We start from the raw sequence: 25,792 nt of genomic DNA, 5'->3' as shown, positions 1-25,792 counted from the left end.
CAAAAGGCGCCGGGACGTCCCTTCCCGCTCGGGCGGTCTTCTCCCCGGGCGGGTTTTCACGATTCGCGCCGCCGTGGACGCCGAGCGTCACGACGGGGAGCCGGTTGCGCCGCGATCCCGCAAACCAAGATCTTCTAGCGGATCACCCGGGGCGAGGGCAAGGAAAGGTAAGCCCACTGTCCACCTTCGGTGAGATTGACCGGCCGGTCAATCAGGAACTTCCCAAACCAGGACAAAGCAGTCCTAGGTGATCCACTGGAGGTGTCCCATGGGCAAGTTCGCGTGGCAGGACGCGGTGGCGTTCGTGGCGGGACTTGCGGCGGTCCTGGCCCCGGAGCTGTGGGCCGACGACGCCGGCAAGCAGCCGCTGATGGTGCTGGGCGCGCTGCTGGCGCTGGCCGGCCTGTACGCGCTGCTGGGCGCGGCGGGCCCGTCGGCCTGGACGACCACGGCCTTCGCCGTGCTGATCTTCATCTCGCCCTGGGCGTTCGGCTTCACCGGTGAGGCGGCCGCCGCCTGGACGGCATGGATCGCCGGAGGCGTGGCCGCTATCGTCGGCCTGTGGACGGCGACGCAGACCACATCGGCGCAGACCGGCGAGCGGGTCGCCGCCTGAGACGGCCCGTCCGGGAACGCTCCCGGCCGGCGCGCCGATCAGGCGGTCGCCTGAGCGGTTCGATCACAAGGCGATCCCGGCTTCCGGCCCCGCGTGGCCCCGTGCGCCCCGGCGCACCGGGGCCACGCGCGCGGCGGGCGGCGGCCGGGACGTCCACCTGGAGGGGCGATGAGACGACGCGGGCGTGCCGGGGGCGACGCCCGGACCAGGATCCTGGACGCCGCCGAGGAGCTGTTCGCCGCCGACGGCTATGAGGCCACCTCCACCGCCAAGGTGGCCCGCCGCGCCAAGGTGCCCAAGGGCCTGGTGTTCCACTACTTTCCGCAGAAGATCGACCTGCTGATCGCCCTGGTCGAAGAGCGCACCTTCATCGAGACGCTGCCGGAGGAGCCGGTGGAGGCCACCCCGGGCGACCCGGCCGGCACCCTGTCCCGCCTGGCCCGCCGCCTGCCGCTGCGCGCCTCCCCCGCCATGCGCCGCATCCTGTTCCGCGAGGCCGACACCCACCGCTCGGTGCGCGAGCGGCTGCGCAGCCTCAACCGGGAGGTGCTGCGCCGCGCCCGCCTGGCCCTGGAGATGGCGCTGCCCGGCGCCCGCGGCGACGCCGCCCGCCTGGAGGTCGCCGCCGCCACCTTCACCGCCGTCCTGCTCTACCAGGAGAATCTCTCCCAGCTCACCGGCGAGCACATCGACCCCGACGCCGTCGCCGACCTCATCGCCCGCTCCCTGGGAACCTGACGGCCCGCCGCCCTAGCCGGCGAGCTCCTCGATGAACTGGGCGAGCTGGGTGAGGTTGCGGCACTCGTGCATCGGGACGATCTCGCCGTAGGCGGAGGCGGCCGAATCCCCGGTGTCCCAGTTGCGGCGGGGTTCGGGGTTGAGCCAGTAGGCGTTGCGGGCCTGGTCGACCAGGCGGCGCAGGATCGGCAGCGACAGCGGGCCGTAGTTGGAGCGGGCGTCGCCGAGGATGAGCAACGAGGTGCGCGGAGTGATGGCGTCGCCGTATTTTTCGGCGAAGACCTTGATGGCGTTGCCGTAATTGCTGCGCCCGGTGATCCACACCAGGTCGGCCTCTTTGACCATGGCGGTCATCGCGTCCACCACGTCCGCTCCGGGAGTGAAGAAGCGGGTGATCTCGTCGGTGGTGTCGATGAACGCAAAGGCGCGGACCTTGGTGAACTGCTCGCGCAGCGCGAAGGTCAGCAGCAGGGTGAAGTGGGCGAAGGCGGCGACCGAGTCGCTGGCGTCGCACAAGATGACCAGTTCCGGCCGGTGCGGGCGGCGGGGCCGGTGATGGGTGGTCAGCGGCACTCCCCCGGTGGACAGCGAGGCCCGCACGGTGCGGCGGAAGTCCAGCCGGCCGCGGTCGGCCAGGCGCTGCCGCTGGGCCAGCCGGGTGGCCAGCCGGCGGGCCAGCGGGTAGACCTGGCGGCGCAGCGCGGCCAGGTCGGCGCGGGTGGCGCGGTTGAAGTCCAGCTGCTCCAGCGGGGGGCGCACGGCCATGCGGGCGGCGCGTTCGACGCCGCCGTCCTCGGCGATGCGGCGCCGCACCTCGGTGGCCACCAGGGATTCGAAACGGCCGATCCGCTCGCGGAAGGTCTGCCGGGCGACCTGCTCGGCCATGCCGCCGCGCTCCCGCCCGGCCAGCACGGCGTTCAGCAGCCCGGCCATCAGCGTCTGCGGGGACAGTGCGCGCAGCACCCCGGAGGAGAACCACGACTGCTGGCCCGGGGAGCGGCCGAAGCGGGCCACGGCGGCGCGGGCGAACTGGGCCAGGGACACATCGTCGCCGTTCAGCAGCAGCTCGAACAGCTCCTGCCGGTAGCGCTGCACCTCCGGGTCCAGCGGCGGCGGCAGCGGCGCGGCACGGTCCGCGCCGGCCTCGGCGGCAGGGGCGGGCCGCCGGGCGGCGGCGACCCCGTCGCCGAGCGCGGCGGGAAACCACAGGTCGAACAGCGTGTCGAAGGTCTTGCGGTGGGCCGGGCGTTTGACCAGCGTGGCGGCGTAGGCGGCGCGCAGCGCCTCCCGGTCGATCAGATCGATCACCGTCAGGGCGCGCACGGCGTCCAGCCCTTCGGAGACCGACACCGGCAGCCCGGCCTCCCGCAGCGCGGCCACGAAGCCGGTGTGGCGGTCGACGAGCGAAGCCATGGCCGGGACTCTCCCGCCCTCAGCGGCCGTCGGCCGGCAGCTTCAGCTCCCGGACGGCCCGCTGCTGGTCGGTGACGTGCTTGAGGACGACGCCCAGGGTGCGGGAGACGGCCTCCTCGTTCAGCTCGTCCAGGCCCAGCGCCAGCAGGGTGCGGGCCCAGTCCACGGTCTCGGCGATGGAGGGGGCCTTCTTGACCTCCAGGGCGCGCAGCGCGCCGACGGTGCGCACCAGCTGCTCGGCCAGCTCCGCCTCGATGCCGGGCACCTGGGCGAGCACGATGTCGCGTTCCCGCTCCGGGGCCGGGTAGTCCAGGTGCAGGTACAGGCAGCGGCGCTTGAGGGCCTCCGACAGCTCGCGGGCGGCGTTGGAGGTCAGCACCACCAGCGGACGGCGGGTGGCGGTGATGGTGCCCAGCTCGGGGATGGTGACCTGGAAGTCCGACAGCACCTCCAGCAGCAGCCCCTCCATCTCGACGTCGGCCTTGTCGGTCTCGTCGATCAGCAGCACGGTGGGGCCGGTGCGCCGGATGGCCGCCAGCAGGGGACGTTCCAGCAGGAACTCGGCGGTGAAGATGTCGTCGTGGGTGGTCTCCCAGGCCTGGTCGGAAGGTGCGGCCTGGATGCGCAGCAGCTGCTTTTTGTAGTTCCACTCATACAGCGCGCGGGCCTCGTCCAGGCCCTCATAGCACTGCAGGCGGACCAGTTCGGCGCCGGTGGCGGCGGCGACCGCCTTGGCCAGCTCGGTCTTGCCGACCCCGGCCGGGCCCTCGACCAGCAGCGGTTTGCCCAGCCGGTCGGCCAGGAACACGGTGGTCGCGATGGCCTCGTCGGCCAGGTAGCCGACGGCCGCCAGCCGCCGGGAGACATCCTCGGGCGAGGAGAACAAAGAGGTCACGAAGTCACCTTGGTATAGGTCTGGTTGGTGCCGTTGAAGATCAGTGACTTGCCGTCGGCGTTGAGGGTGACGCCCCAGTACGAGGCGTCCTTGGGGTCACCGCCGTTCCAGGAGAAGCGGAACTTGCGGTTCCCCTCGGGGATCACCTGCCCGCTCCACAGGGTCTGCTTCCGCGCCATCCACGTCGCCGTGCCGTCCGCCTTGAACACGAAGTAGTCCTTGGGCTGCCCCTCGGGTCCCCCTCGGCTGACCCAGGTGCCCACCAGCGCCTTGACCTGGGACGGCTGGACCTTGGGCAGCGGAGCGGAGGTCTCGGTGGCGGACGAGCCGCCCTCGGCCTGCTGCCCGCCGGGTGCTCCGTGGCCGCCCGCCGCGGCCGGGGAGCCGCCGCCGTGCCCGTCGCCTCCGCCGCATGCGGCGAGGGCGATCACGGACGCGGTCAGCACCGTCACCAGCATCGGTCTGGGTCGCCGGGATGGACCTCGCACGTGGACCTCCGGAAAAGCTCGTGGAAATTGCGGCAGTTTAACCAACGGTTCACACCCGGAAGGGACGGACAAATGGTCCCATCAACGGACAGGTTCTTCTGCCATGGCGCGCCCATCGGCCCGAGCGGCTCCCGGGGCGTTCCCGGCGCGGACGGCCCGGGCCGCGATGCGGCGCCTCATCTTTTCCGGTGGTGTTCTCACGGCCGGTGACCGCGTCCCCCGCCGCGGCGGGGGACGCGGTGGCGCCTTCACTCCGGCAGGGTCACTTGCCGGGCTCCGGGTCGCGCGGCAGACCCAGCAGCCGCTCGGCGATGATGTTGAGCTGCACCTCGGTGGTGCCGCCGTAGATGGTCATGGCGCGGCTGAACAGCATGGCCCGGCCGACGATGCCGCTGCGCTCGGCCGGCACCTCGGTGGCGGCCGCCGCGCCCTGGGCGGCCCAGCAGTAGTCGGCCACGTCCTGGCTGAACTGCACGCCCAGCAGCTTGCGGACGCTGGCCTCGGCGCCCGGCTCGACCCCATTCAGCTGCTTGAGGGTGGTGCGCAGCGCCAGCAGGTCGATGGAGTGGCCCTGGGCGACCAGCTTGCCGACCTCCACGCGGGTCACCGGGTCCAGCTCGGTGCCCTGGAAGAACTTCAGCAGGTCGTCCATGCCCATGCCCAGGCCGCTGCCGGTCGACAGGGTGACCCGCTCGTTGCTGAGGGTGTTGCGGGCGACCTTCCAGCCCTCGTTGACCTTGCCGACCACGCAGTCGTCGGGGACGAACACCCCGTCCAGGAACACCTCGTTGAACAGGGCGTCGCCGGTCAGCTCGCGCAGCGGGCGCACCTCCACGCCCGGGGACTTCATGTCCACCAGGAAGTAGGTGATGCCCTCGTGCTTGGGGGCCTCGGGGTCGGTGCGGGCCAGGCAGAAGCCCCACTCGGCCATCTGCGCCATGGAGGTCCAGATCTTCTGGCCGGTCAGCTTCCAGCCGCCTTCGACCCGCTCGGCCTTCATCGACAGCGAGGCCAGGTCCGAGCCGGCGCCGGGCTCGCTGAACAGCTGGCACCAGACCATCTCCCCGCGCAGCGTGGGCCGCAGGAAGCGCTCCTTTTGCTCCTCGGTGCCGTAGGCCACCAGCGAGGGCACCAGCCAGGCGCCGATCACCATGCTGGGCGGCTTGACCCCGGCGGCCTTGAGCTCCTGGGCGATGAGGATCTGCTCCACCGGGCCGGCGCCGCGTCCCCACGGCTTGGGGAAGTGCGGCATCGTCCAGCCCTCATCGCCCATCTTGGCGTTCAGTTCCTTGCGGTCGGTGATGGCGGCCAGCTCGGCGACCTCGGCGCGGATGCGCTCGCGCAGCGGCTGGGTGTCCTCGCCCAGCTCCAGCTCGATCGGGCGGCGGTGGCCGTCCAGGGCCAGCGTGGCGACGGTGGCGGCCCAGTCCTTGGCCGGGCCGAGCAGGGCGCGCAGCGTCAGCGCCCGGCGCAGGTAGATGTGGGCGTCGTGCTCCCAGGTGAAGCCGATGCCGCCGAGGATCTGGATGCAGTCGCGGGAGGTCTGCACGGCGGCCTCGGGGGCGATCGTGCCGGCCACCGCCGCGGCGAACTCCACCTGCGGGCCGGGTTCGTCGCCCAGGGCGACGGCGGCGTCCCAGACCGCGGCGCGGGCCTGCTCCAGGGCGATGAGCATCCGGGCGGCCTTGTGCTTGACGCCCTGGAACTGGCCGATGGGACGGCCGAACTGCTCACGGACCTTGGCGTACTCGGCGGCGGTGGTCACGCACCAGGAGGCCACCCCGGCGGCCTCGGCGCCCAGCAGCACGGCGGCCAGGTTCTGCACGTCCCGGCCCTTGAGGCCGTCCAGCACGCGGTCGGCCGCCACGGTCAGCTCGGCGGCCTCGACCTTGGCCACCCGCCGGACCTTGTCCAGGCTCGGCACGGCGGTGACGGTCAGGTCGGCGGCGTCCAGGGCGACCCACTCCTCGCCCTGGTCGGTGGCGACCGGGAGGACGATCACATCGGCCAGCGCCGCGCCCAGCACCGGCTCGGCGGCGCCGCTGATCACCAGGGCGTCGCCGTCACGCCGCCCGGTCAGCTCGGCGGTCAGCGCCAGCGCCCCGGTCTTGGACCCGTCGGCCAGCGCGGGCAGCAGCTCGGCCTTGGCCTTGGCGTTGCCGCAGGCGTTGATGGCGGCGCTGGCCAGCACGGTGGGCAGGAACGGCCCGGGGGCGGCGGCGCGGCCCAGCTCCTCCAGCGTCACCGCCAGCTCCAGCAGCCCGAAACCCTGGCCGCCGTGCTCTTCGGGCAGGTGCAGGCCCAGCAGCCCCTGCTCGGCCAGCGCGGGCCAGAACGCCGGCCGGCTCTCGGTGTCCGCATCCAGCGCCGTCCGCACGACCTGCGTGGAGATGTTGCGCTCGGCGAATCCGCGCACCGACTCCGCTAGCGCCTCGTGCTCTTCGGTAAGCCCGATGGCCATTGGTCACCTTCTCTGCTGTGGCTAGTGGCTCCGTACCGGTGGGGGTTTCCCGGGTCCCACACCTGCTCGACGCAGATTCTAGAACAGGATTCGGATTCCCTGGGGCAGACCCTACTCCCAAACCCGAGTCCCGTTCCAGTACCTGGAGGGCCAGCCTTGCGCCACCGCACGGCGACGGCTACTCAGCCGTCATCGCCGTGACCGGCCGAAATTTGGCATCCGCTCACCATTGACCGCACCGCCCGCCCCGTTTCACGGCGACCGCGCAGGTCAGAGCCGGTCACCGCACGCGTTGCCCGCGCCGGGAATTCGGTGCCCGGTGACAATCACAGCGCCGAAACACGCGACGCTTTCACAACCTTCCTCGCGCCGTTCCGGCGCACCGCGCCTTTTCCACACGCGGCCTCAGGCGCCGGGGACGGGAACCCCGATGGCGTCCGGTACCGGCACGTTCCAAGTCACGGCATCGTCCCCGGCTGCGATGCCCGTCTCGATCCGCGGAGACGGCGCGTTGAGAAAGGTGCACCGGCCGTGGGAAAACAACCGGCGAAAACCCGGTGGCACAAGTCCGTGCCATGCGCTCTGCGGCGCCCATTGCGCACGCGCGGCACAAGACGCCATGACCGCCCACGCCGAGCACGGCCGCCGGCGCCCGGATCCGCCCGCTGGGGCGATCAGCGCAGCAGGTCGCGGTAGACGCGGACGAGCGCGTCGACCGCCTCGTCCTCGGTGGGCAGCGCGGCGGCGCGGCGGGCCGCCGCCGCGGCGAGCCGGTCGGCCAGCGCCGCATCGTCCAGGATCCGGGAGACCGCCCCCTCCAGGGCGGCGGCGTCGCCGGGCGGCACCAGCAGGCCCGCCACCTCCCCGGCCTCCTCGGTGCCCAGCAGCGGGGGGATCCCGCCGACCCGGGTGGCCACCAGGGGACGGCCGGCGCGCAGGATCTCCTGGACGATCAGCGGCTGGCCCTCCCACAGGCTGGGCACCACGGCCACGTCGGCGGCGGCCAGCAGATCCGGCACGTCCGAGCGGCGGCCCAGCAGCCGCACCGGCAGGGCCGCAGCGTCGATGCGGGCCTGCAGCTCATCCCGCAGCGGCCCGTCCCCGGCGACGGCCACCAGCGGAGGCGGGGTGCGGCGCGCCCACCCGGCCGCCGCCTCCAGCAGCGTCAACAGCCCCTTCTGCTCGGCCAGCCGCCCCACGGTGACGATCAACGGCCGGCCGTCGGCCCCCAGCTCGGCGCGGACCGCCCGGCGGGCGGCCGGGTCCGGCGGCGGGGCGGCGGGCGCGGGGACCAGGGCGCGGCCGACCCGGCGGGCGCCGAGGGCGCGCATCCGCTCCTCCAGGTCCGGGGAGACCGCCAGCACCCGGTCGGCGCCCACCGCCACGATCCGCTCCAGCACCCGGTAGGCCGCCCCGACCAGCCCGCCCGCCAGCAGCGCGTTGTGCAGCGTCACCACCACGGCAGGGCCGCCCTTGCCGATGCGCAGCGGCCCGGCGAGCGGACGGGCGCAGGCGGCCACGGTCAGCCCGCCGGCGCGCAGCCCGTGCGCGTGCGCCAGGTCGGCGCCGCGCAGCAGGGCGCGCAGCCGGGCGATAGCCCGGGCGTCGGCCGGCGGCCGGGGCCGGTCGGCGATCTCGACGGCGGCGAAGCGCGCCCCGCCGGCGGTGAAGCCGAACAGCCGCTCGGTGTCGGCGGGGCCGCAGACCACCACCCGCGCCCCGCGCCGCACCAGCCGTTCGGCGACCGAGCGGACGTGCCGGCCCACTCCCCCGGCGCTGCTCGCCAGGACGAGAGCGATCTTCACGCCGTCCAGGTCCATCGCGTCACACCTTCCGGTTGAGGACGGCCCGCAGGTCACGGCCGTCGACCATGAGGGCCAGCGCCAGGAAGACCGCCCCGGCGACCGCCGCGGCCAGCGCCGCCGCGCCCACGTTCAGCAGCCGGCCGCCGGTTCCCACCACGGCGGCCGCGCCGTAGCCGGCCGCGCCGCCCGCCAGGGCGCCCAGCAGCCCGGCCGGCACCGCGCGGCCGAACCCGTTCAGCACCGCCCGGCCGCGCACCCGCACCAGCGCGCCCAGCAGCAGCGCGCCCGCCACCGTCATCCCGAGCGTGTTGCCCGCCCCGAACGCGGCCACCACCCACTCCTGCGGGACGGCCGCCACCAGCGCGATGTCGGCGACCGGCACGACCAGCCAGCCGACCACCGTGGCCATCGCCGCGGCCCGGCCCCGCCCGCAGGCGAACAGCACCCGCCCCAGGTGCGCCACCAGCCCATAGCCGATCAGCCCGGGCGCGAACGCCAGCACGCCCCGCGCCAGCACCTGCGGATGCGTCCCCTCGGCGCTGTCGAGGAAGTGGGCGGCGGGCACCGCCACGGCGGCGACCACCGCGGCGCCCAGCCCGGAGGCCAGCAGCACCGCCCGGGTGGTGGCGGCGGCGATGGCGTCGAAGCGGTCCGCATCGCCCGCCCGCGCCGACAGCGTCGGGAAGGCGCTGGTGGCGATGGGCACCGCCAGCACCGCCCACGGCAGCAGGTAGATCGCCCAAGCGTAGTTGTAGTCGGCCAGCGCGCCGGGCGTGCCGTGCCAGCTCAGCACGATGACCGCCAAGGTGGCCACCTGCTGGGCCACCACCGTGGCCAGGCCCGCCGCCGCCAGATGCCGCACCCGGGCGGCCACGCCGGGCGGGAAACGCAGCGTCGGCCGGGGCCGCAGCCGCAGCGACCGGGCGGCCACCGCCGCGGTCAGCGGCAGCGACAGCACGCCCAGCGTGGTGCCCACCGACAAGGTCAGCTCGGCGCTTTCCGGCAGGCCGGCCAGGTCGTCGCGGTGGCCCGCGCCCAGCGGGACGAACGCCAGGTAGGCGACCATGACCACCAGGCTGGACACCAGCGGGGCCAGCGCCGGGGCGGTGAAGCGCCGGTGCGCCTGCAGCACCCCGTACAGCACCACGGCCAGGCCGTACAGCACCACCTGGGGGGCGAACACCACCAGCATGTCGGCGCCGACGGCCACCGCGTCGGCGGCCGAGCAGCCGTGCGCCTCACCGGGGATGAGCAGCGCCATGATCGGGCCGGCCGCCACGGCGATCAGCACCGACAGCGGCGTCAGCGCCAGCACCACCCAGGTCAGCATGGCCGACGCGGTGCGCCGCACGTGGTCGCGCTCGCCGCGCTCGGCCGGGCCGGCCAGTACCGGCACGACCATGCCGGCCAGCGCCCCGCCCGCGACGATCTCGAACACGATCGTCGGGATCATGTTGGCGGCGTTGTAGACCTGGCCCACGCACTGGGCGGTGACGGTCTGGGAGAACACCACGGTGCGGCCGAAGCCCGCCAGGCGGGCCAGCACCGTCAGCGCACCGATCAGGACGGCCGCCCCGGCCAGCCCTTGGGTCAGCTTCCGCACTGCAGGGGGTTCGACGGGGGGTTCACCTAGGCGATGTCCTTTTCTGCCTCGCTTCCCGGCGCCGCCCCGGCGGACGGGGCGGGCGGGCGGCGGCCCAGCATGTCCAGGCGGTTCAGGACGGGGTTGCCGGCGATGACCTTGGTGAAGCTGACGAACTCGCTGGCGACGTTCAAGGCGACCAGGCCGGCCAGCACCGCCAGGCGGGGCCCGCGCTCCAGCCGCGTCGCGGCCAATCCCAGCAGGGCGCCGAGGGCGTTGGCGCCGGCGTCACCCAGCATCGCCCGCTCTCCCAGGTCCTCGGGCAGCAGCGCGATCGCGGCGCCCAGCGGGGCGGCCACCACGGCGGCCCGGCCCGCTCCCCCGGCCGCCAGCGGCGTCCCGGTCAGCAGCCCCACCTTGATGGCCCGTCCGGGACGCAGGTCGAACAGGTTCATCAAATTGGCGGCGGCGGCCACCACCGCGCCGCCGGTCAGCACATCGAAGGCCCGTCCGGCGCGGGTGGGCGCCGCCGTGCCGGCCAGGGCGGCGGCGGCCAGCCCGCAGGTCCCGATCCCGACGATCTTGACCGCGCCGCTGGTGACCTCGCCGCGCGCCAACGCCCCCAGGTGCCCTTTGAATCCCCGGGAGGAGGCCGAGCCGGCCAGGTCGTCGTAGGCGCCCAGCGCCCCGCAGACGGTGCCGGCCAGCAGCGCGGCGGCGCGCACCCGGCCGGGCAGCCCGGGGGTCAGCGCTCCCCCCACCGCGGCCCCGGCCACCAGCGCCGGGCCCTCCAGCAGGGTGACCGGCTCGCCCCGGTGGTTGGTGCGGCCCCACACCCGCCGGCCGTCCCGCCCTTTGCAGCCGGGCGGGTTGCGGGTGAGCGCGGCGTAGGCCAGGCGGGCCGCGGCGGCTCCCGCCAGCCCGCCGACGATCAGGGACTTCACCGTCTTCTGCACTGTCATCCGCTGCCTCCTGGGGCCGGGGAGGGCAGGTAGGAGCCGGCGCCGTCGCCGGTGCCGAAGTGCCCGGTGCGGCCGGCCAGCTGCTCCTGCAGGGCCAGCACGGTGACGATGCGGCCGGAGGAGTAGTCGATGGCGTCGACCGAGGAGACCCGCTCACCGGCCTCCGAGTCGCGCAGCGCGGCGATCAGCCCGCCCTCGCCGGCGGCGGTGAGCGGACCGGCCACCACACTGCCGCGCCCGGCCGCATCCAGCGCGTCCGCCAGCGCGATCAGCGCCTTGTTGTCGGCGTCGGCCCCGTCCTGGTAGGGGGAGGAGGGTGCGACCATGACGGCGAGTGTCGCATGCTGGGCGGGTTTTCCGCTGGTGGTCACGAAACCCGCCGACTTGAACGCCTCCAGGATCGACTTGCCGGAGGCGTCGTCGCGCAGCGCCTCGGAGGCGTCGTCGGTCACCAGCGCCGCGGCCAGCACCCGGGCGGCCTTGTCGTAGGGGCCGGCGTTGCCGGAGAAGGTCATGCCGGCCGGCCGCAGCTGCTCGGCGAGCTGGTCCACGGTGGCCACCTGGTCGTCGTCCAGGTACTTCTTCTGGACGGTGACGCGGCCGGTGACGGTGGCCCCGGCGCCCTTGTCGCCCAGCAGCTCGGCGATCCGGTCCAGGCTCTCCTGGCCCGCGCCGGGCGTCTCGATCAGCACCACCGACTGGTTCTTCAGCCGCCCGGCCAGCAGCTGCGGGGCGAGCGTGCGGGCGAACTGTTCTTCGCCGTCGCTTTGCCGCTGCAGCTCGCGCTGGCGGGCGCGCAGCTCCTCGTTGCGCTTGCCGGCGGCGGCGGCCTCCTTCTTCAAGGTGCCCAGCAGCGGGTCGCTGAGCGCGGTGGCGCCCAGCACCAGCCCCACCGCCAGGGCCAGGAACACCGCGACGAGGGAGACGAGGTGGTAACGGAAATCGATCACGTCAGCAGTCCGGTCAACCAGAAGAGGAAGGCGTGCCAGCGTTCGGCCAACAGCGGCCAGATCACCTCCCCGGTCGGGGAGACCAGCACGGCCACGGTCATGGCGATGAACGCCCCCAGCACCAGCAGCAGCAGCGACCCGCCGGAGATGCGGCTGCGGTACAGCCGGGAGACGCCCTTGGCGTCCACCAGCTTGCTGCCCACCCGCAGCCGGGTCAGGAAGGTGCTGGCCATCCCGGCGCGGCCCTTGTCGAGGAACTCCTCCATGTTGGCGTGCGTGCCGACCGCCACGATCAAGGAGGCGCCCTTGTCGTCGGCCAGCAGCATCGCGATGTCCTCGCTGGTGGCGGTGGCGGGGAAGATCACCGCGTCCAGCCCCAGCTCCTTGACCCGTTTCAGGCCGGGGGCCCGGCCGTCCCGGTAGGCGTGCACGACCAGCTCGGCGCCGCAGGTCAGCGCCTCGTCGGAGACCGAGTCCATGTCCCCGACGATCATGTCGGGCCGGTAGCCGGCCTCCAGCAGCGCGTCCGCGCCGCCGTCCACCCCGATCAGCACCGGCCGGTACTCGCGGATGTAGGGGCGCAGCGTGGCGATGTCCTCGCGGTAGTGGTAGCCGCGCACCACGATCAGCGCGTGCCGCCCCTCGATCGGGGTGGCCACGTCCGGGACGCCGACGCCGTCGATGAGCAGTTCGCGTTCGCGCCGGATGTACTCCATGGTGTTGGCGGCGAACGCCTCGATCTGGTCGGCCAGGCCCGCCTTGGCGGCGGTCAGCGCGGCCTCCACCGACTCGGGGGTCTGCTCGATGCCCTGGGCGATCACCTCGTCGCCGCGCAGCACGGCGCCGCCGCGAACCCGCACCGTCTCGCCCTCGCTGAGCTTGGTGAAGATCTCCGGGCCGACGTCGTCGATGAGCGGGATGCCGGCCTCCAGCAGGATCTGCGGCCCCATGTTGGGGTAGCGGCCGGAGATGCTGGGGGCGGCGTTGATCACGGCGGCGGCCTGGCAGGACACCAGCGCCTCGGCGCTGACCCGGTCCAGGTCCACATGGTCGATCACGGCGATCTCGCCGGGCTGCAGCCGCTTGGTCAGCTTCTTGGTGCGGCGGTCCAGCCGGACCGTGGCCCACACCCCCGGGCGTTCGCCGGCCCCGGCCGCGCCGAGCCTGAGGATGCGCCGCGGCAGCCGCAACGGGAGGAGGCGGGCGCGCCGCTCGGCCGCCTGTGGAAAGACCTTCATGGAATGAGGAGAGTGCGCGCCTTGCCGTCCGGTTCGCAGAACACGTGATTCCTCCCTGTCTGCACATGCTGCGTTGCGGCGTGTCAGCGACAAGCGAGCTGATACGCGCCAAAGCGCCGCCCCCGCCGTCGCGGCGGCACGGAGGCCGGCCGCCTGCGCAGGCGGCGTGCGGCCTCGCCGAAGGAGGATATCCCTCCCGGCGAGGCGGTCGGCCGCGGAGCGGACCCGCCTGACGGCGACCGTGGAACTTCCCTCCGCGCGGGAGGAGGCCGGCGACTGCCATCCTGCCAGAGCCGGAAGGCCGCAGGCCGCCAAGGCGGCGCTTTGGGCGTGTCCGCCCCTTCAGGTGGCCTGCCGCTCCCGGGCGGCCAGCTCCAGCAGCTCCTCGGCGTGGGCGCGGCCGAGCTCGGAGTCCTCCAGCCCGGCCAGCATCCGCGACAGCTCCCTGACGCGGCCCTCGTGGTCCAGCACGGTCACGCCGCTGCGGGTGACCGAGCCGTCGTCGGACTTGGCGACCAGCAGGTGCTGGTCGGCGAACGCGGCGACCTGCGGCAGGTGGGTGACCACGATCACCTGGGAGGTGCGGGCCAGGCGGGCCAGGCGGCGGCCGATCTCGACCGCGGCCTTGCCGCCCACCCCGGCGTCGACCTCGTCGAAGACGAACGTGGGCACCGGGTCGGCGCCGGCGAAGACCACCTCGATCGCCAGCATCACCCGCGACAGCTCGCCGCCGGAGGCGCCCTTGTGCAGCGGCAGCGGCGGCGCCCCCGGGTGGGGGGCCAGCAGGATCTCCACCTCGTCGGCGCCGTGCGGGCCGAACTCCTCGGTGGCGGTGACGTTCACCACCACCCGGGCGTGCGGCATGGCCAGCGCGGTCAGCTCCTCGGTGACCGCGGCCGAAAAACGCTCGGCGGCGCGGGAGCGCACCGCCGTCAGCTCGGCGGCCAGCTCCCCCAGCCGCTGCTCCAGCTCGGCCTGCTCGGCGCGCAGCCGCTCGATGCGCTCATCGTCGCCCTCCAGCTCCGCCAGCCGCGCCGCCGACCGCTGCGCCCAGGCCAGCACGTCCTCCAGGGTGGGGCCGTATTTGCGGGTCAGCGCGTTCAGCTCGGCGCGCCGTTCCTGCACGGCCGCCAGGCGGATCGGGTCGGCCTCCACCGACTCGGCGTAGGCGGCCAGCTCGGTGGCGGCATCGGAGATCAGGTAGCCGGCCTCGGCCAGCCGGTCGGCCAGCTGCCCCAGCGCCGGGTCGTGGTCGCGGACGCCCTCCAGGGCGTTGCGCGCCGTCCCCAGCAGGGTCATCACGTCGGCGGGGGTCAGCGCGGCGGCGTCCGGGTCGCCCAGCAGGGCCTGGTGGGCGGTGGTGGCGGCGGTGCGCAGGGCGTCGGCGTTGCCCAGCCGCTCGGCCTCGGCGGCCAGCTCGGCGTCCTCACCGGCCTTGGGGTCGACCTTTTCGATCTCCTCCAGGCCGAAACGCAGCATCTCGGCCTCGGCGGCGCGTTCGCGGGCCTGGGCGGTCAGCTCCTCCAGCTGCGCGGTGACCTTGCGGTGCCGCTGGTAGGCGGCGGTGTAGGCGCGCAGCGGAGCGGCGAGCTCCCGCCCGGCGTAGCGGTCCAGCGCGGCGCGCTGCCGGCCGGGCTGCAGCAGCCGCTGCTGGTCGGACTGGCCGTGCACGGCCACCAGGTCGTCGGCCAGCGCGATCAGCAGGCCGACCGGCACCGACCGGCCGCCCAGATGGGCCCGCGAGCGGCCCTCGGCCGACACCGACCGGGTGATGATCAGGGTGTCTTCGTCCAGCTCGGCGCCGGCCTCGGCGACCCGGGAGGCCACCCGCCCGGCGGGGTCGACCACGATCCGGCCCTCGACGGTGGCGCGTCCGGCGCCGGGCCGCACCCGCTGGGGGTCGGCGCGCCCGCCGAACAGCAGGCCCAGGCTGGTGACCACCATGGTCTTGCCCGCCCCGGTCTCTCCGGTGACCACGTTGAACCCCGGGGACAGTTCCAGGACCGCCTCGTCGATCACGCCGAGGCCCTGGATCCGAACCTCCTCGACCATCGGCCGCACGAGCGTCACACCCTCTCCTTGGTCGACGGTCCGAAGATTATCCCGCGCCTCGGTCACCGGCGTTGCCGTCGCCCGCCGCCCCCTTCTTCAGGGAGTGCCCGGCCACGCCAGCCCGTCACCGGCAATCCGAATTTGGTCACCAGCCGGTCGGTGAAGGGGGTCTGGTGGAGCCTGGCCAGCCTGACCGGCACGGCGCCGCGCCGCACCTCCACCCGGGCCCCCGGCGGCAGGCCCACCGTGCGGCGCCCGTCGCACCACAGCACGGCGCGGGGGGTGTCGGGCAGCACCTCCACGGCCACCGCCGAGCGGGGGGAGACCACCAGCGGACGGGCGAACAGGGCGTGCGCGCTGATCGGCACCACCAGCATCGCCTCCACCTGCGGCCACACCACCGGGCCGCCGGCGGAGAAGGCGTAGGCGGTGGAGCCGGTCGGGGTGGCGCACACCACCCCGTCGCAGCCCCAGTGCGACAGCGGCCGGCCGTCGACCTCGACGACGACCTCCAGCATCCGCTCCCGTTCGGCCTTCTCCACGGTGGCCTCGTTGAGCGCCCAGGTGGTGGCGGCCACCGTGCCGTTGCGGTGGACGGTCACGTCGATGGTCATCCGCTCCTCGACGTGGTAGCGCCGCTCGACGACCCGTTCGACGGTGGAGGTCAGATCGTCGCGTTCGGCCTCGGCCAGGAAGCCGACGTGGCCGAGGTTGACGCCCAGCAGCGGGGTGCCCGACATGCGCACCAGGTCGGCGGCGCGCAGGATGGTGCCGTCCCCGCCGAGCACGATCACCAGTTCGGCGTCCTGGGCCGCGGCGGCCGTGCCGGGCAGCGCCTGCACCCCGGCGCAGTGCAGCTCGGGGGCCTCTTCGTCCAGGACCCGCACGGTGATGCCGGCCTTGCTGAGCCGTTCGATGACCAGTTGCGCGCTGCGGACCGCCTCCGGGCGTCCGGTGTGCGCGACGACCAGCACCGACCTGCCGCTCACCGATCACCCCCGCCGCCTGCGGCGCGGTCCCCGGTGCCCTCACGCATCATCGCCGGTTGCCGGGGTGAGCTCATTGCGGCCCCTCCGCGATGGCCCGCTCCAGATCCGCCTCCTGCAACGGCGGCGCCCCGGAGCGCAGCCACAGGAAGTACTCCACGTTGCCGGACGGACCGGGCAGGGGGCTGGCGGTCACCCCGAGCACGCCCAGTCCCAGCGTCGCGGCGCAGGCGGCCACCTCCCGGACGGCCTCGGCGCGCAGCGCCGGGTCGCGCACCACCCCGCCGGCCCCGACCCGCTCCCGGCCGACCTCGAACTGCGGCTTGACCATCAGCACGAAGTCGGCCTCGGGCGCCGCGCAGCGCCGCAGCGGCGCCAGCACCAGCCGCAGCGAGATGAACGACAGGTCGCCCACGACCAGGGTGGGCGGCTCGCCCGGCAGCTGCTCGGGGGTCAGGTCGCGCACGTTGACCCGCTCCAGGGCGGTGACCCGCGCATCGGTGCGCAGCGACCAGGCCAGCTGGCCGTAGCCGACATCGACGGCGATCACATGGGCGGCGCCGGCGCGCAGCAGCACGTCGGTGAAACCGCCGGTGGAGGCCCCGGCGTCCAGGCAGCGGCGGCCCTCGACCCGCAAGGCAGTGAACGCCTTGAGCGCCCCGGCGAGCTTGTGCCCGCCGCGGGAGACGTACTCGGGGTCCTGCCCGGCGCCGGCGACGACGATGGCCGCGTCGGCCGCCACCTGGGTGGCCGCCTTGGTGGCCGGCCGGCCGCCGACCCGTACCCGGCCCTGTTCGATCAGCTCGCGGGCCTGCTCCCGGGAGCGGGCCAGGTTGCGCCGCACCAGCTCGGCGTCCAGCCGTCGCCTCGTCACCGCCATCGCGGCGCCTCCCCGCCTCCCTCGCTCGTCACCATTCCCGTTTCGGCCCGGTCCCCTATTGCCTCTGTCGTTTCCTCCCCGCCCTCGGTACGGACGCCGTGGGCCCCGGCGTTCACCGCACGGGCGGTCACGGGCGTCCGTCAGGGCGCGCAGGGACGATACCCGGTCCGGGGGGACGGGGCGTCGGCGGCCCGGCCGTCTCCTGGTCGACGGAGGTCAGGACGTCCTGCAGCCGCCGGTGGACGTCCTCGAAGACCGCCACATGCTCCGACACCGGCAGGCGGGCCAGCTCCGCCAGCCTGCCCAGCGCGGCGTCCACCTTCTCCTCGCCGGTCGGCTCGGGGGGCGGGGCGGCGGGGAAGGGCACCGCGGCGGGCGGGGGCGGGGCGGGGGCGGGGCGCCAGGTCCCGTCCTCGGAGATCTCCAGGGCGGGCGCGGTCCCGGCCTGGTCCGCCGGGGGTTCACCGGACATGTGCTCCCTCCAAGACAGCCCCGGGCCGGCCGCCCGGGTCGCTTCGCGTCGTGGTGAACGCTACCGTCCTGGGGGCGGCATCGTCGGCGACCGATGGGGGAACTGCCTGATCATGGCGAACGAGGAGGAGTGCCGGGCCGCGCTGGACCTCATCCGCGCCCGGCTGGCGAAGGTGCATCCCGAGCTGTTCGCCGAGCACGTGGTGGAGCGGACGATCAGCTGCCGGATCAGCGATCTGGGCCTGACGTTGCATTCTGCGATTCACCGGGGCGGGCTGGACCCGTTCGAGCCCGCCGAGGACGCCCGGCCGGCCCAGGTGCGGCTGACCGTCAGCAGCGATGACCTGGTGGCGTTGGCCAACGACGAGTTGCACGCGGCCAAGGCGTGGGCCACCGGACGGCTGAAGGTGGAGGCCGGCTTCCGGGACCTGCTGCGACTGCGCAAGCTGCTATGACGGCTGCCGCCGCACGGGCCGCAGGCGGTCACGCCAGGCCGAGGCGGGCCAGCGCCGGGGCGACGGCCGCCGCCTTCGCCGGCTCATCAGAGCGCCAGGCGGCCGCGCACAGGGCGCGCAGACCGTCATAGGGGTCCCCCTCGCCGGTCAGCTCGATCTCCGTGCCGTTCCAGCGGGCGCTCCAGCCCCGGCAGTGGCATCCGTGCTCGTCCCGCCGCACCGCAGGGTGGGGCACCAGCAGGCCGCCCAGGTCGGCGGCCAGATAGGTGGGGCGGTGCCGGGGAGGGGCGGTCAGCGCGGCGAGCGGGTCGGTGACGCCGGTGAAGACCAGCAGGCTGTCGGCGCCGCCGTTGTGGGCGCCCTCGATGTCGGTATCGAGCCGGTCGCCCACCACCAGCGGGCGGCGCGCCCCGGTCCGCAGAATCGACTCGGCGTGCAGAGGGCGTTCGGGTTTGCCGGTGACGATCGGTTCCACCCCGGTCGCCGCCCGGATCACCTGCATCAGCGCACCGTTGCCGGGGGCGGGCGGGCCGTCCCCGCGCGGGATGGTCAGATCGCCGTTGGAGGCCACGAACAGCGCGCCCTGCGCCACCGCCTGCGCCCCCTGGGCGATCAGCCCGTACGACAGATTCGGGTCATAGCCCTGGACCACGGCGGCGGGGCGTTCGGCCGCCGTGGAAACCGGCACCAGGCCCTGGGCGTACAGCGCGTGCCGCAGGCCCATCCCGCCGACCACCAGCACCTTGGCGCCGCGGGGCAGCCGTTCGGCCAGCAGCCGGGCGGCGGCCTGCGCGGAGGTCACCACGTCCTGTTCGGCGGCCGGCACCCCCACCCGGGTGAGCAGCGCGGCGACCGCGCCGGGGGTGCGGGAGGCGTTGTTGGTGACGAACGCCGTCCGCTGCCCGGCCGCCCGTGCCTTGGCCAGCGCCTCGGGCGCACCGGGCACGGCGCGCTGCCCGACGTAGACCACGCCGTCGAGGTCGAGCAGCGCCACGTCGTAGGCCTCGCACAGGGGACGGTCGCATCCACGCACGGAAAACGTTCCTCCTCCGCTCGGTTCCGGCCACGGCTCATCATCGTCCCCCGGCGGGGCGGCTCGTCCTCCCCCGGGGGTGGGAGACCGCCGGTGACCGCTTCGTGCCGGCGGAGGGTGGTGCGCCCGGTCTTCGCCGGCCGCCCGGGGCCAGGCGGCCGGCGAAGAGCCCGGGTCAGCGCCGTGCCGCCAGTGTCGCCCGCACGTGCCGCAGCGCCTGGGCGTAGTGCTTGTTCTCCGGTCGCATCGCCACGGCCAGCGCCAGCGGCTCCACGGCCTCCTCGAAGTCGCCCAGCCGCGACAGCGACAGCCCCAGCCCGAACAACGCGTAGTCCTCGGCGGGGTTCTCCTGGACGATCCAGCGGAAGCTCTCGGCCGCTTCGGCGAAACGCCGCGCCCCGTACTGGGCTCGTGCCAGCGCCTCCCGGATGCTGCGGGAGGACGGCTCGGCATCGGCCGCCCGCTGCAGCAGCTGCGCGGCCGCCGCCGGGCTCCCCGATCCCAGCAGTTCGAGCCCCCGCATGTACCACTCGTAGACGCCCCCGCCGGGAGCGCCGCTTTCCGCCTCCTGAGCGCCGCCACCGGTCATGCCGGGTGCTGCGGATTCGTCTCGCGTGATGCCTGGATGACCACCACCGGGCGCGGTGTGCATACCAGGGGTCGTGGAGAGGTCTGCTTCGCCGGTTCTCGGATCGGTGCCGTCGGTGGTGTTCGGGGGTGTGGTGGGTTCTTCGCCGGGGGAATCCTCTGTTCCCTGTGGTCCTTGTACTCCCATATGGACCTCCCCTCAGACCCTGGTCTCGACCGTACCCGGTCGTCAGACACGATTGCCTCCCCAATTACCATGCCCACGGTGGATGCCGATCTCCCCTTTAACGGGACTCCCGAGGAATTCAGCGCCCAGATCTTCGGCGCCGCAGAACCGTGGCCGGCCGGTGACGCCGGCGCCCAAGGGCTGGAGTTGAGGCCGTTTCGGGGAGTGCGGTTCGCGCCCGAGGCGGTGGGGGACCTGGCCGCGGTGACCACCCCGCCCTACGACCTGATCGACGCCGGTGAGGTCGAGCGGCTGCTGGCCAGCGACGGGCACAACGTGGTCCGGCTGATCCTGCCGCCCGGTGACGCCGACGGCTACCGGCGGGCCGCCGCCACGTTGCGCCGGTGGCTGGCGGAGGGCGTGCTGATCGCCGACGAGGTTCCCGCCCTGTACATCTACGAGGTCCACGCCGGGGACGGCCTGCACCAGCGCGGGCTGATCGGCGCGCTCGGGCTGCGCCCGGAGTCGGCCGGGGTGATCTTGCCGCACGAGGACGTCTTTCCCGGCCCGGTCCGCGACCGCCTGGCGCTGATGAGCGCCACCGGCGCCAATCTGGAACCCATCTTCCTCGTCTACGACGGCGAGGCCGCGGCGCCGCGGCGCACCTCGGACCTGGTGGAGGCGATCGCCGACCGGACCGCCCCGCTCGTGGAGTTCCACGGCAGGGACGGGACCCGCCATCGGCTGTGGCGAGTGACCGATCCCGCGGTGCAGGAGCGGCTCGCGGCGGGGCTGCGGGAATGCCGGGCGCTCATCGCCGACGGGCATCACCGGTACGCCACCTACCGGGCGCTGCAGGCCCGGCACCGTGCGGCCGGGGACGGGCCGGGGCCGTGGGACTACGGGCTGGCGCTGCTGGTCGACTCCGCCCGCCATCCGCCGCGTCTGGGGGCCATTCACCGGGTGCTGCCGGGGCTGGCGCCCGAGACGGCGGTGGAACGCGCCAAGGCGGCCTTCCGGGTCACCGAGCTCCAGGGCGGGCTGCAGGAGGCCGTCAAGGAACTGGCGACGCGACGGCCGGCGTTCCTGCTGGGCGGCGGGGAGCGGCTGTATCTGCTCACCGACCCCGACGCCCGGCACTTGGCGCAGGCGATGCCCGCGGGCCGCTCCGAGCGGTGGCGGCGGCTGGACACCGCGGTGCTGGACCGGCTCCTCATCGCACGGCTATGGGGCATCACGGCCGATGAGCGCACCGTCCGGGTCGTCCACGACGATCCAGAGGCCGCCATAGAGCAGGCCCGGCGGGCCGGCGGCACCGCCGTCATCGTGAACCCGCTGTCGGTCGCCGACGTGCTGGCGGTGGCCGCGGGGGGCGAGCGGGTGCCGCGCAAGTCCACCTCCTTTGCTCCCAAACCGCGCACCGGGCTGGTGCTGCGGCTGCTGGACCTGGACTGATCCCTTTCCGCTCCTACGATGGGACCGGCGGGCCGGCCCTGCCAGGCCCGTCCGCAACTGTGGACGAGCGGACCTTTCCAGCAGGCCCGGCGGGATCTCGCCGCAACCGGCCGAAACGCTGCGAAGGTCCGCCTTGTGAGCGGAGCCGCCGATGAGCACCCAGAGTTTGATCACCCCGCTGGGCGATGAGGTCTATGAGATCGACACCCAGCTGGCCGGCCACCCCGGCATCACCGCCGGGTACCTGATCCGCTCCGACCGGCCCTGCCTGGTGGAGCCCGGCACCAGCGGGTCGGCGCCGACGGTGCAGCGGGCGCTGACCGAACTGGGGATCGGGCCGCGGGACCTGGCGACCGTGGTGGTGACGCACATCCACCTCGACCACGCCGGCGGGGTCGGCGACATCGCGCGGATGTACCCGCAGGCCGAGATCGTCGTGCACGAAAAGGGCGCCCGGCACCTGGCCGACCCGCAGCGGCTGATGCGCAGCGCCCGGATGGTCTACGGCGACCTGCTCGACACCCTGTTCGGCGAGCTGAAGCCGACCGAGGCGGCGCGCATCCGGGCGGTGGAGGAGACCGGGGTGATCGACCTGGGCGGCGGGCGGCGGTTGCAGTCGCACTACTCCCCCGGCCACGCCAAGCACCACATAGGGCTGCTGGACTCGCTCACCGGCGACCTGTACGTCGGGGACGCCGCGGGCGTCTACATCCCCGAGACCGCCGACGTGCGCCCGGCGACGCCCCCGCCGGACTTCGACCTGGACACCGCGCTGGCCTCCTTGGAGAAGTTCCGGGCGCTGCGTCCCCAGCGGCTGCTGTTCGCCCACTACGGGCCGGTCGAGGCGGTGGAGGACACCCTCGACCGCTCCGCCGAGGAACTGCGGATCTGGGTGGAGGCCGTCCGGGACGCCCGCGACCAGGGCCTGGACCTCGACCACGCGGTCGCGGCCGTCCAGGAACGCACCGCCGGGCGCTACCGGGCCTACGGTCCGGACGCCGACCCGGAGCTGGCCGGCAAGTACGAGATGCTCAGCGGCGTCCGCAGCAACGTCGCCGGCATCATGCACTCCCTCGACAAACACGCCTGAGGGGCGCCTCCCGGCCGGCTGCGCCCTCCGGCGCAACCGGCCGGGCCGTCTCCGTCAGCGCCGGAACGGGCCGGTGACCTCGTAGGTGTAGCCGTCGGTGCCGCCGATGAAGCCGCTGCGGCCCCGCTGGGAGGAGAAGTACAGCCGCGTGCCGTCCGGGGAGAAGGCCGGGCCGGTGATCTCCGACTCGTCATGGCCGAGGACGCGCAGGAACGGCGTCACCACGCCGTCCGGGGTGATCATGTTGATCTCCATGTTCCCGCCGTCCTCGGCCACGTACAGGTCGCCGCTGGAGGCGCCGGTGATGTTGTCGACGCCGGTCAGCGGAGGCTCCCCCTCGGTCACCAGGTCGTCGTCGTAGGCCAGGTCGAGTGTCTCGGCCTCGGCGTCATAGGCCCAGACCCGTCCATCCCCCTTGGTGGTGAAATAGCAGACCCCTCCGGTGTAGTAGCAGCCCTCGCCGCCGTTGAAACGCATGGCGCCCGGGACCTGGTCGCGGGTCGGGGTCGTCCACAGCCGGGGGTTGGGCACTTTCCGCCAGGTGACGGGGCCGGTGCCGGAGCCGACCAGAACCTCCAGCACCCCCTCGGACAGGTCGCCCCAGACCTTGGGGCGGAAGCGATAGAAACAGCCGTCTCTTTCGTCCTCGGTCAGATAGACGACCTTCCGGACGGGGTCGCAGGCGGCGGCTTCGTGTTTGAAACGCCCCATCGCCGGACGCTGCACGGCGGGCCGGCCGCCCTGCGGGTAGGTCTCGTACACGATGCCGAAGGCGTACTCCTCGCACGACAGCCAGGTCCCCCAGGGGGTGGCTCCGCCCGCGCAGTTCAGCGTGGTCAGGTTGAGGATGCGGTAGGCGTCGACGATGTTGCCGGAGGCGTCGAAACGGACGGCCGAGGCGCCGCCCACCACCGGCACCTCGGAGTTGCTGACATAGATCCAGCCGTCGCCGTCGGGGAAGCAGGCGCCGCCGTCGGGGGCGGGGTGCCAGGTGTAGCGGGTTCCGGGCACCCGCTGCATCGACCGGGCGATCACCCGGCTGGTGAAACCCGCGGGCAGCTGGATGCCGTTGGCGTCGGGCGCCTGCAGCGGCCCGTACGGGCCGACCCCGGGTTGGGCGGGTCCTGCGAACGCCTGCTGCCACAGTCCTCCGGTGAAGGCCGCGGTTCCACCCGCGATGGCCGTGGTGCGCAGGAAGGCTCGGCGGCTCAGCCCGATCGGCATGGTGCTCTCCAACTGTTCACCCGAGACCAGGACGGCCCCCGCCGGAAGGTGACAGCGATCACATCCGGAGGGGCGCAATCTGGTGACTATCGTGCGAAGAGCCTTTGCCGTCAAGTCACATGTTTCGCCGCCTTTATTGACCTGAACGTGAATTTTTCGGGTTCACCCAGGTGAGGGCTTGTATCCGGTGCCTGGTCCGGGACGGGTCTCAGGACACCGGTTCCAGAAGAGCACGTTCAGAGCGCGGCCCGCCGCACCCCGTTTTCGCAGCGGGGTGCGGCGGCACGATCGTCCGCCTGCGCGGGTTCGGTGAGGCCGCGGACCGTTCACCCGCAGCCACTGCGCGGAAAGGTCAGTCGCCGGCCTTCGGAGTGCCCGTCTCCCCACGCGGTCCCTCGCCGTCCACGCCGGTGGACTGCTGCGAGCTCTCCGGGAGGCTCTCATCGGGAACGTCCGCCTTCGGCTCCTCGGCCTCGGCGGACTCCGCAGGCTCCTCATCGTCCGCAGCGGCGGACCGCTGCGGGCCGTCCTCCGAGGACTCTCCGCCCCCGGTCGGACCGTCGGCAGGGGCCTCCGATTTCAGCTCCTCGCCCGAGACTTGCGAAGGGGGTGCGGGCTCTGTGGGTTCCTCGTCCTCCAGGTCGAGGATCTGCAGGCCCTCCAGCTCGGCGTAGCGTTCGGCGGCGTCGGTCTCTCCCTCGCGGTCGGCGGCGGCCGCCCGGGCGAACCACTCGCCGGCCTCCTCTTTGCGTCCCGCCTCCAGCAACGCGTCGGCGTAGGCGTAGAACAGGCGGGTGGACCAGGGACGCAGCCGGGTGTCCCGCAGCTCGGGGATCTGCAAGGTCACCACTGCGGCCTCGGGCTGCCCCATGTCCCGGCGCGCTCCCGACTCCACGATCCGCAGCTCGACCCGGTCGGCCTGGCTCAGCCGCCGGGCCGCCGGCGACTTGGCCAGTTCCAGCGCCCGTTCCGGACGCCCCAGGCCGCGTTCGCAGTCGGCGAGGATGGGCAGGTAGGCGTCCTCGGTCTGGTGCAGCCGCCGAGCCGCCCGCAGTTCGGCCAGCGCATCCGCCCACTGACCGGCGTGGTAGGCGGCCAGTCCCGCCGCCTCCCGGACGACACCGACCCGCGAGGCGAGCCGGCGGGCCTCCTTGGCGTGCAGGTAGGCGGTCGCCGGGTCCTCTTCGATCAGCCGCCCGGCCATCACCAGATGCCTGGCCACCTTGGTCGCCAGTTCCTTGGGCAGCGTGCGCAGTTCGGCGCGCGCCTCGGCGTGCAGTTCCTCCCCGGTGACGTCCTGGGGCACTTCCGGCGCCGCAGAGACGGGCTCCCGCCGCTCGTTCACACGGTTCTTGCCGGTGACCGGTTCTCCTCGGCGCTCCCAGCGGGCTCCGCCCGGATGTCCCTTGCCGGCCCGCACCGGACGAGATTTGCCGTGGCGTCTCCCGGCCCGGTCCGCCGCATCACGCCGGCGTTCGTACCACGAACCGCTCTTGGACGCTTTCTCAAAACCGCGCTCGTCGTCCCCACGGCGGCCGCCGGGTCCTTGATCTGCGTTCCGAGTCCGCCAAGAGCCCGTGCGGCGATCGCCTTCATCGCGGCCTCGCCGGAAAACCGCAGAGCCCCCCTTTTCCGATCCGGCCGAATCGAACTCTTCCCGCCCGCCGTCCCGGCCTTTTCGGGGGAATCCCTCCCGTCGGGGATCGGAGCCTTCAAAACGACGCTTTCCGCCCCGTCCTTCGGAGGACCAACGGCGAGAACCGCGTTCTCCCGATGTCGGAAAACGCCGGTCCGATCTCGCTCCGCCCGGGGAGTCGTTTCTGCGGCGATCACGCCGACCGCCGTCCTTGGGACCTCCTGAGCGCGGCGAAGCTCCACCGTTCCTGCCCCCGCTCTGGGAGGGGTTCTCCCGGTCGGCAGACGCCCCACGGTGCCCGTCGTCGCCCCGCCCCTTGCCACGCCGCTCGCGGTCGTCGCCGCTGCGACGGTTCTTTTCCGCGCTCATCACGTCCGTCACTATCGTTGGTCACCTAATGGATCCAGCATATTTAGCGGATCCTGGACATGGGTTGGGGCTGGAATTCCACCGGGGTGACACCCCCGGGGAACCCAGCCCCAACCCTTTTCGACGTGTGTGTTCCGGCGGTGACCTACTCTCCCACACAGTCTCCCATGCAGTACCATCGGCGCTGGAGGGCTTAACTACCGGGTTCGGAATGGGACCGGGTGTTTCCCCTCCGCCAT

23 protein-coding genes and 1 rRNA gene are annotated in these 25,792 nt (G+C 73.6%); 5 read left to right on the top strand and 19 right to left on the bottom strand.

All coding sequences use genetic code 11. The features are described from left to right. Window positions 1-268: 268 nt before the first annotated feature. Entirely contained in the window at window positions 269-616 is a 348-nt protein-coding gene (locus BUE48_RS10820) for an SPW repeat domain-containing protein (protein ID WP_012852532.1), read from the top strand. A gap of 168 nt (window positions 617-784) precedes the next feature. Then, window positions 785-1,354 (top strand): TetR/AcrR family transcriptional regulator, encoded by a 570-nt coding sequence (locus tag BUE48_RS10815; protein ID WP_012852531.1) that lies wholly within the window; start codon window positions 785-787, stop codon window positions 1,352-1,354. Window positions 1,355-1,366: 12 nt separating this feature from the next. Here the strand turns inward: BUE48_RS10815 and BUE48_RS10810 are convergent, their stop codons facing one another. The 13 genes from BUE48_RS10810 to BUE48_RS10750 form a co-directional block, all read right to left on the bottom strand. Beyond that, window positions 1,367-2,767 (bottom strand): vWA domain-containing protein, encoded by a 1,401-nt coding sequence (locus tag BUE48_RS10810; RefSeq protein WP_012852530.1) that lies wholly within the window; start codon window positions 2,765-2,767, stop codon window positions 1,367-1,369. A 19-nt stretch (window positions 2,768-2,786) separates the two neighbouring features. After that, the gene (locus tag BUE48_RS10805; RefSeq protein WP_286989749.1) at window positions 2,787-3,662 is read right to left on the bottom strand and encodes an AAA family ATPase; all 876 of its coding nucleotides are present in this window, start codon (window positions 3,660-3,662) and stop codon (window positions 2,787-2,789) included. Next, a complete protein-coding gene (locus BUE48_RS10800; protein ID WP_148232988.1) occupies window positions 3,659-4,108 on the bottom strand; it encodes a hypothetical protein in 450 nt (149 codons plus the stop codon). The genes BUE48_RS10805 and BUE48_RS10800 overlap by 4 nt, the downstream gene beginning before the upstream one ends. A gap of 304 nt (window positions 4,109-4,412) precedes the next feature. Next, window positions 4,413-6,611, bottom strand: a complete 2,199-nt coding sequence (locus BUE48_RS10795) for an acyl-CoA dehydrogenase family protein (RefSeq protein WP_012852527.1) — start codon at window positions 6,609-6,611, stop codon at window positions 4,413-4,415. Window positions 6,612-7,285: 674 nt separating this feature from the next. Further along, window positions 7,286-8,431: a glycosyltransferase gene (locus BUE48_RS10790; protein WP_012852526.1), complete on the bottom strand. Its 1,146-nt coding sequence runs from the start codon at window positions 8,429-8,431 to the stop codon at window positions 7,286-7,288. Window positions 8,432-8,435: 4 nt separating this feature from the next. Then, entirely contained in the window at window positions 8,436-10,019 is a 1,584-nt protein-coding gene (gene murJ / locus BUE48_RS10785) for a murein biosynthesis integral membrane protein MurJ (RefSeq protein WP_286989748.1), read from the bottom strand. A gap of 26 nt (window positions 10,020-10,045) precedes the next feature. Continuing rightward, on the bottom strand, window positions 10,046-10,960 hold the full coding sequence (locus BUE48_RS10780) for a hypothetical protein (protein ID WP_286989747.1): 915 nt from the start codon (window positions 10,958-10,960) through the stop codon (window positions 10,046-10,048). Next, window positions 10,957-11,910 (bottom strand): copper transporter, encoded by a 954-nt coding sequence (locus tag BUE48_RS10775; RefSeq protein ID WP_012852523.1) that lies wholly within the window; start codon window positions 11,908-11,910, stop codon window positions 10,957-10,959. The genes BUE48_RS10780 and BUE48_RS10775 overlap by 4 nt, the downstream gene beginning before the upstream one ends. Continuing rightward, window positions 11,907-13,148, bottom strand: a complete 1,242-nt coding sequence (gene steA, locus BUE48_RS10770) for a putative cytokinetic ring protein SteA (RefSeq protein WP_286989746.1) — start codon at window positions 13,146-13,148, stop codon at window positions 11,907-11,909. The genes BUE48_RS10775 and steA overlap by 4 nt, the downstream gene beginning before the upstream one ends. Before the next feature lie 342 nt (window positions 13,149-13,490). Beyond that, window positions 13,491-15,200 (bottom strand): DNA repair protein RecN, encoded by a 1,710-nt coding sequence (gene recN, locus BUE48_RS10765; protein WP_041441523.1) that lies wholly within the window; start codon window positions 15,198-15,200, stop codon window positions 13,491-13,493. Between the two features lie 62 nt (window positions 15,201-15,262). Further along, window positions 15,263-16,189 carry an NAD kinase gene (locus BUE48_RS10760; RefSeq protein WP_148232987.1) on the bottom strand — a complete coding sequence of 309 codons (927 nt, stop codon included), beginning with the start codon at window positions 16,187-16,189 and terminating at the stop codon, window positions 15,263-15,265. 70 nt (window positions 16,190-16,259) lie between these two features. After that, entirely contained in the window at window positions 16,260-17,066 is an 807-nt protein-coding gene (locus BUE48_RS10755; RefSeq protein WP_012852519.1) for a TlyA family RNA methyltransferase, read from the bottom strand. A gap of 127 nt (window positions 17,067-17,193) precedes the next feature. Continuing rightward, the gene (locus BUE48_RS10750; RefSeq protein ID WP_012852518.1) at window positions 17,194-17,538 is read right to left on the bottom strand and encodes a hypothetical protein; all 345 of its coding nucleotides are present in this window, start codon (window positions 17,536-17,538) and stop codon (window positions 17,194-17,196) included. Window positions 17,539-17,650: 112 nt separating this feature from the next. On the opposite strand from BUE48_RS10750, the gene BUE48_RS10745 reads away from it, so the two are divergent. After that, window positions 17,651-17,992 carry an SCP2 sterol-binding domain-containing protein gene (locus BUE48_RS10745; RefSeq protein WP_012852517.1) on the top strand — a complete coding sequence of 114 codons (342 nt, stop codon included), beginning with the start codon at window positions 17,651-17,653 and terminating at the stop codon, window positions 17,990-17,992. Between the two features lie 28 nt (window positions 17,993-18,020). Here BUE48_RS10745 and BUE48_RS10740 read toward each other — a convergent pair whose 3' ends face one another. Next, window positions 18,021-19,025 (bottom strand): HAD-IIA family hydrolase, encoded by a 1,005-nt coding sequence (locus tag BUE48_RS10740; protein WP_286989745.1) that lies wholly within the window; start codon window positions 19,023-19,025, stop codon window positions 18,021-18,023. Window positions 19,026-19,200: 175 nt separating this feature from the next. Further along, the gene (locus BUE48_RS10735; RefSeq protein WP_286989744.1) at window positions 19,201-19,614 is read right to left on the bottom strand and encodes a tetratricopeptide repeat protein; all 414 of its coding nucleotides are present in this window, start codon (window positions 19,612-19,614) and stop codon (window positions 19,201-19,203) included. 255 nt (window positions 19,615-19,869) lie between these two features. Here BUE48_RS10735 and BUE48_RS10730 point away from each other — a divergent pair, with 255 nt between their 5' ends. Both BUE48_RS10730 and BUE48_RS10725 read left to right on the top strand, forming a co-directional pair. Next, a complete protein-coding gene (locus tag BUE48_RS10730; RefSeq protein ID WP_286989743.1) occupies window positions 19,870-21,234 on the top strand; it encodes a DUF1015 family protein in 1,365 nt (454 codons plus the stop codon). A 151-nt stretch (window positions 21,235-21,385) separates the two neighbouring features. After that, entirely contained in the window at window positions 21,386-22,324 is a 939-nt protein-coding gene (locus tag BUE48_RS10725) for an MBL fold metallo-hydrolase (protein WP_286989742.1), read from the top strand. 54 nt (window positions 22,325-22,378) lie between these two features. Here BUE48_RS10725 and BUE48_RS10720 read toward each other — a convergent pair whose 3' ends face one another. From BUE48_RS10720 to rrf, 4 genes are all read right to left on the bottom strand, one after another. After that, window positions 22,379-23,548, bottom strand: coding sequence for an alkaline phosphatase PhoX (locus BUE48_RS10720; RefSeq protein WP_286989741.1), 1,170 nt, complete (start codon window positions 23,546-23,548; stop codon window positions 22,379-22,381). 352 nt (window positions 23,549-23,900) lie between these two features. After that, window positions 23,901-24,893: a tetratricopeptide repeat protein gene (locus tag BUE48_RS10715; protein ID WP_245537026.1), complete on the bottom strand. Its 993-nt coding sequence runs from the start codon at window positions 24,891-24,893 to the stop codon at window positions 23,901-23,903. Beyond that, window positions 24,890-25,381, bottom strand: a complete 492-nt coding sequence (locus tag BUE48_RS10710; protein WP_286989740.1) for a hypothetical protein — start codon at window positions 25,379-25,381, stop codon at window positions 24,890-24,892. Before BUE48_RS10710 ends, BUE48_RS10715 begins: the two co-directional genes overlap by 4 nt. 304 nt (window positions 25,382-25,685) lie before the next feature. Continuing rightward, window positions 25,686-25,792 (bottom strand): 5S ribosomal RNA (gene rrf / locus BUE48_RS10705); the annotation flags it as partial.

The organism is Thermomonospora sp. CIF 1, assembly GCF_001896795.1.
In the GTDB taxonomy this organism is placed as follows: Bacteria; Actinomycetota; Actinomycetes; order Streptosporangiales; family Streptosporangiaceae; genus Thermomonospora; species Thermomonospora curvata.
Note: the sequence above shows the minus strand (reverse complement) of the source record. Positions and strands in the feature narration are given on the sequence as shown.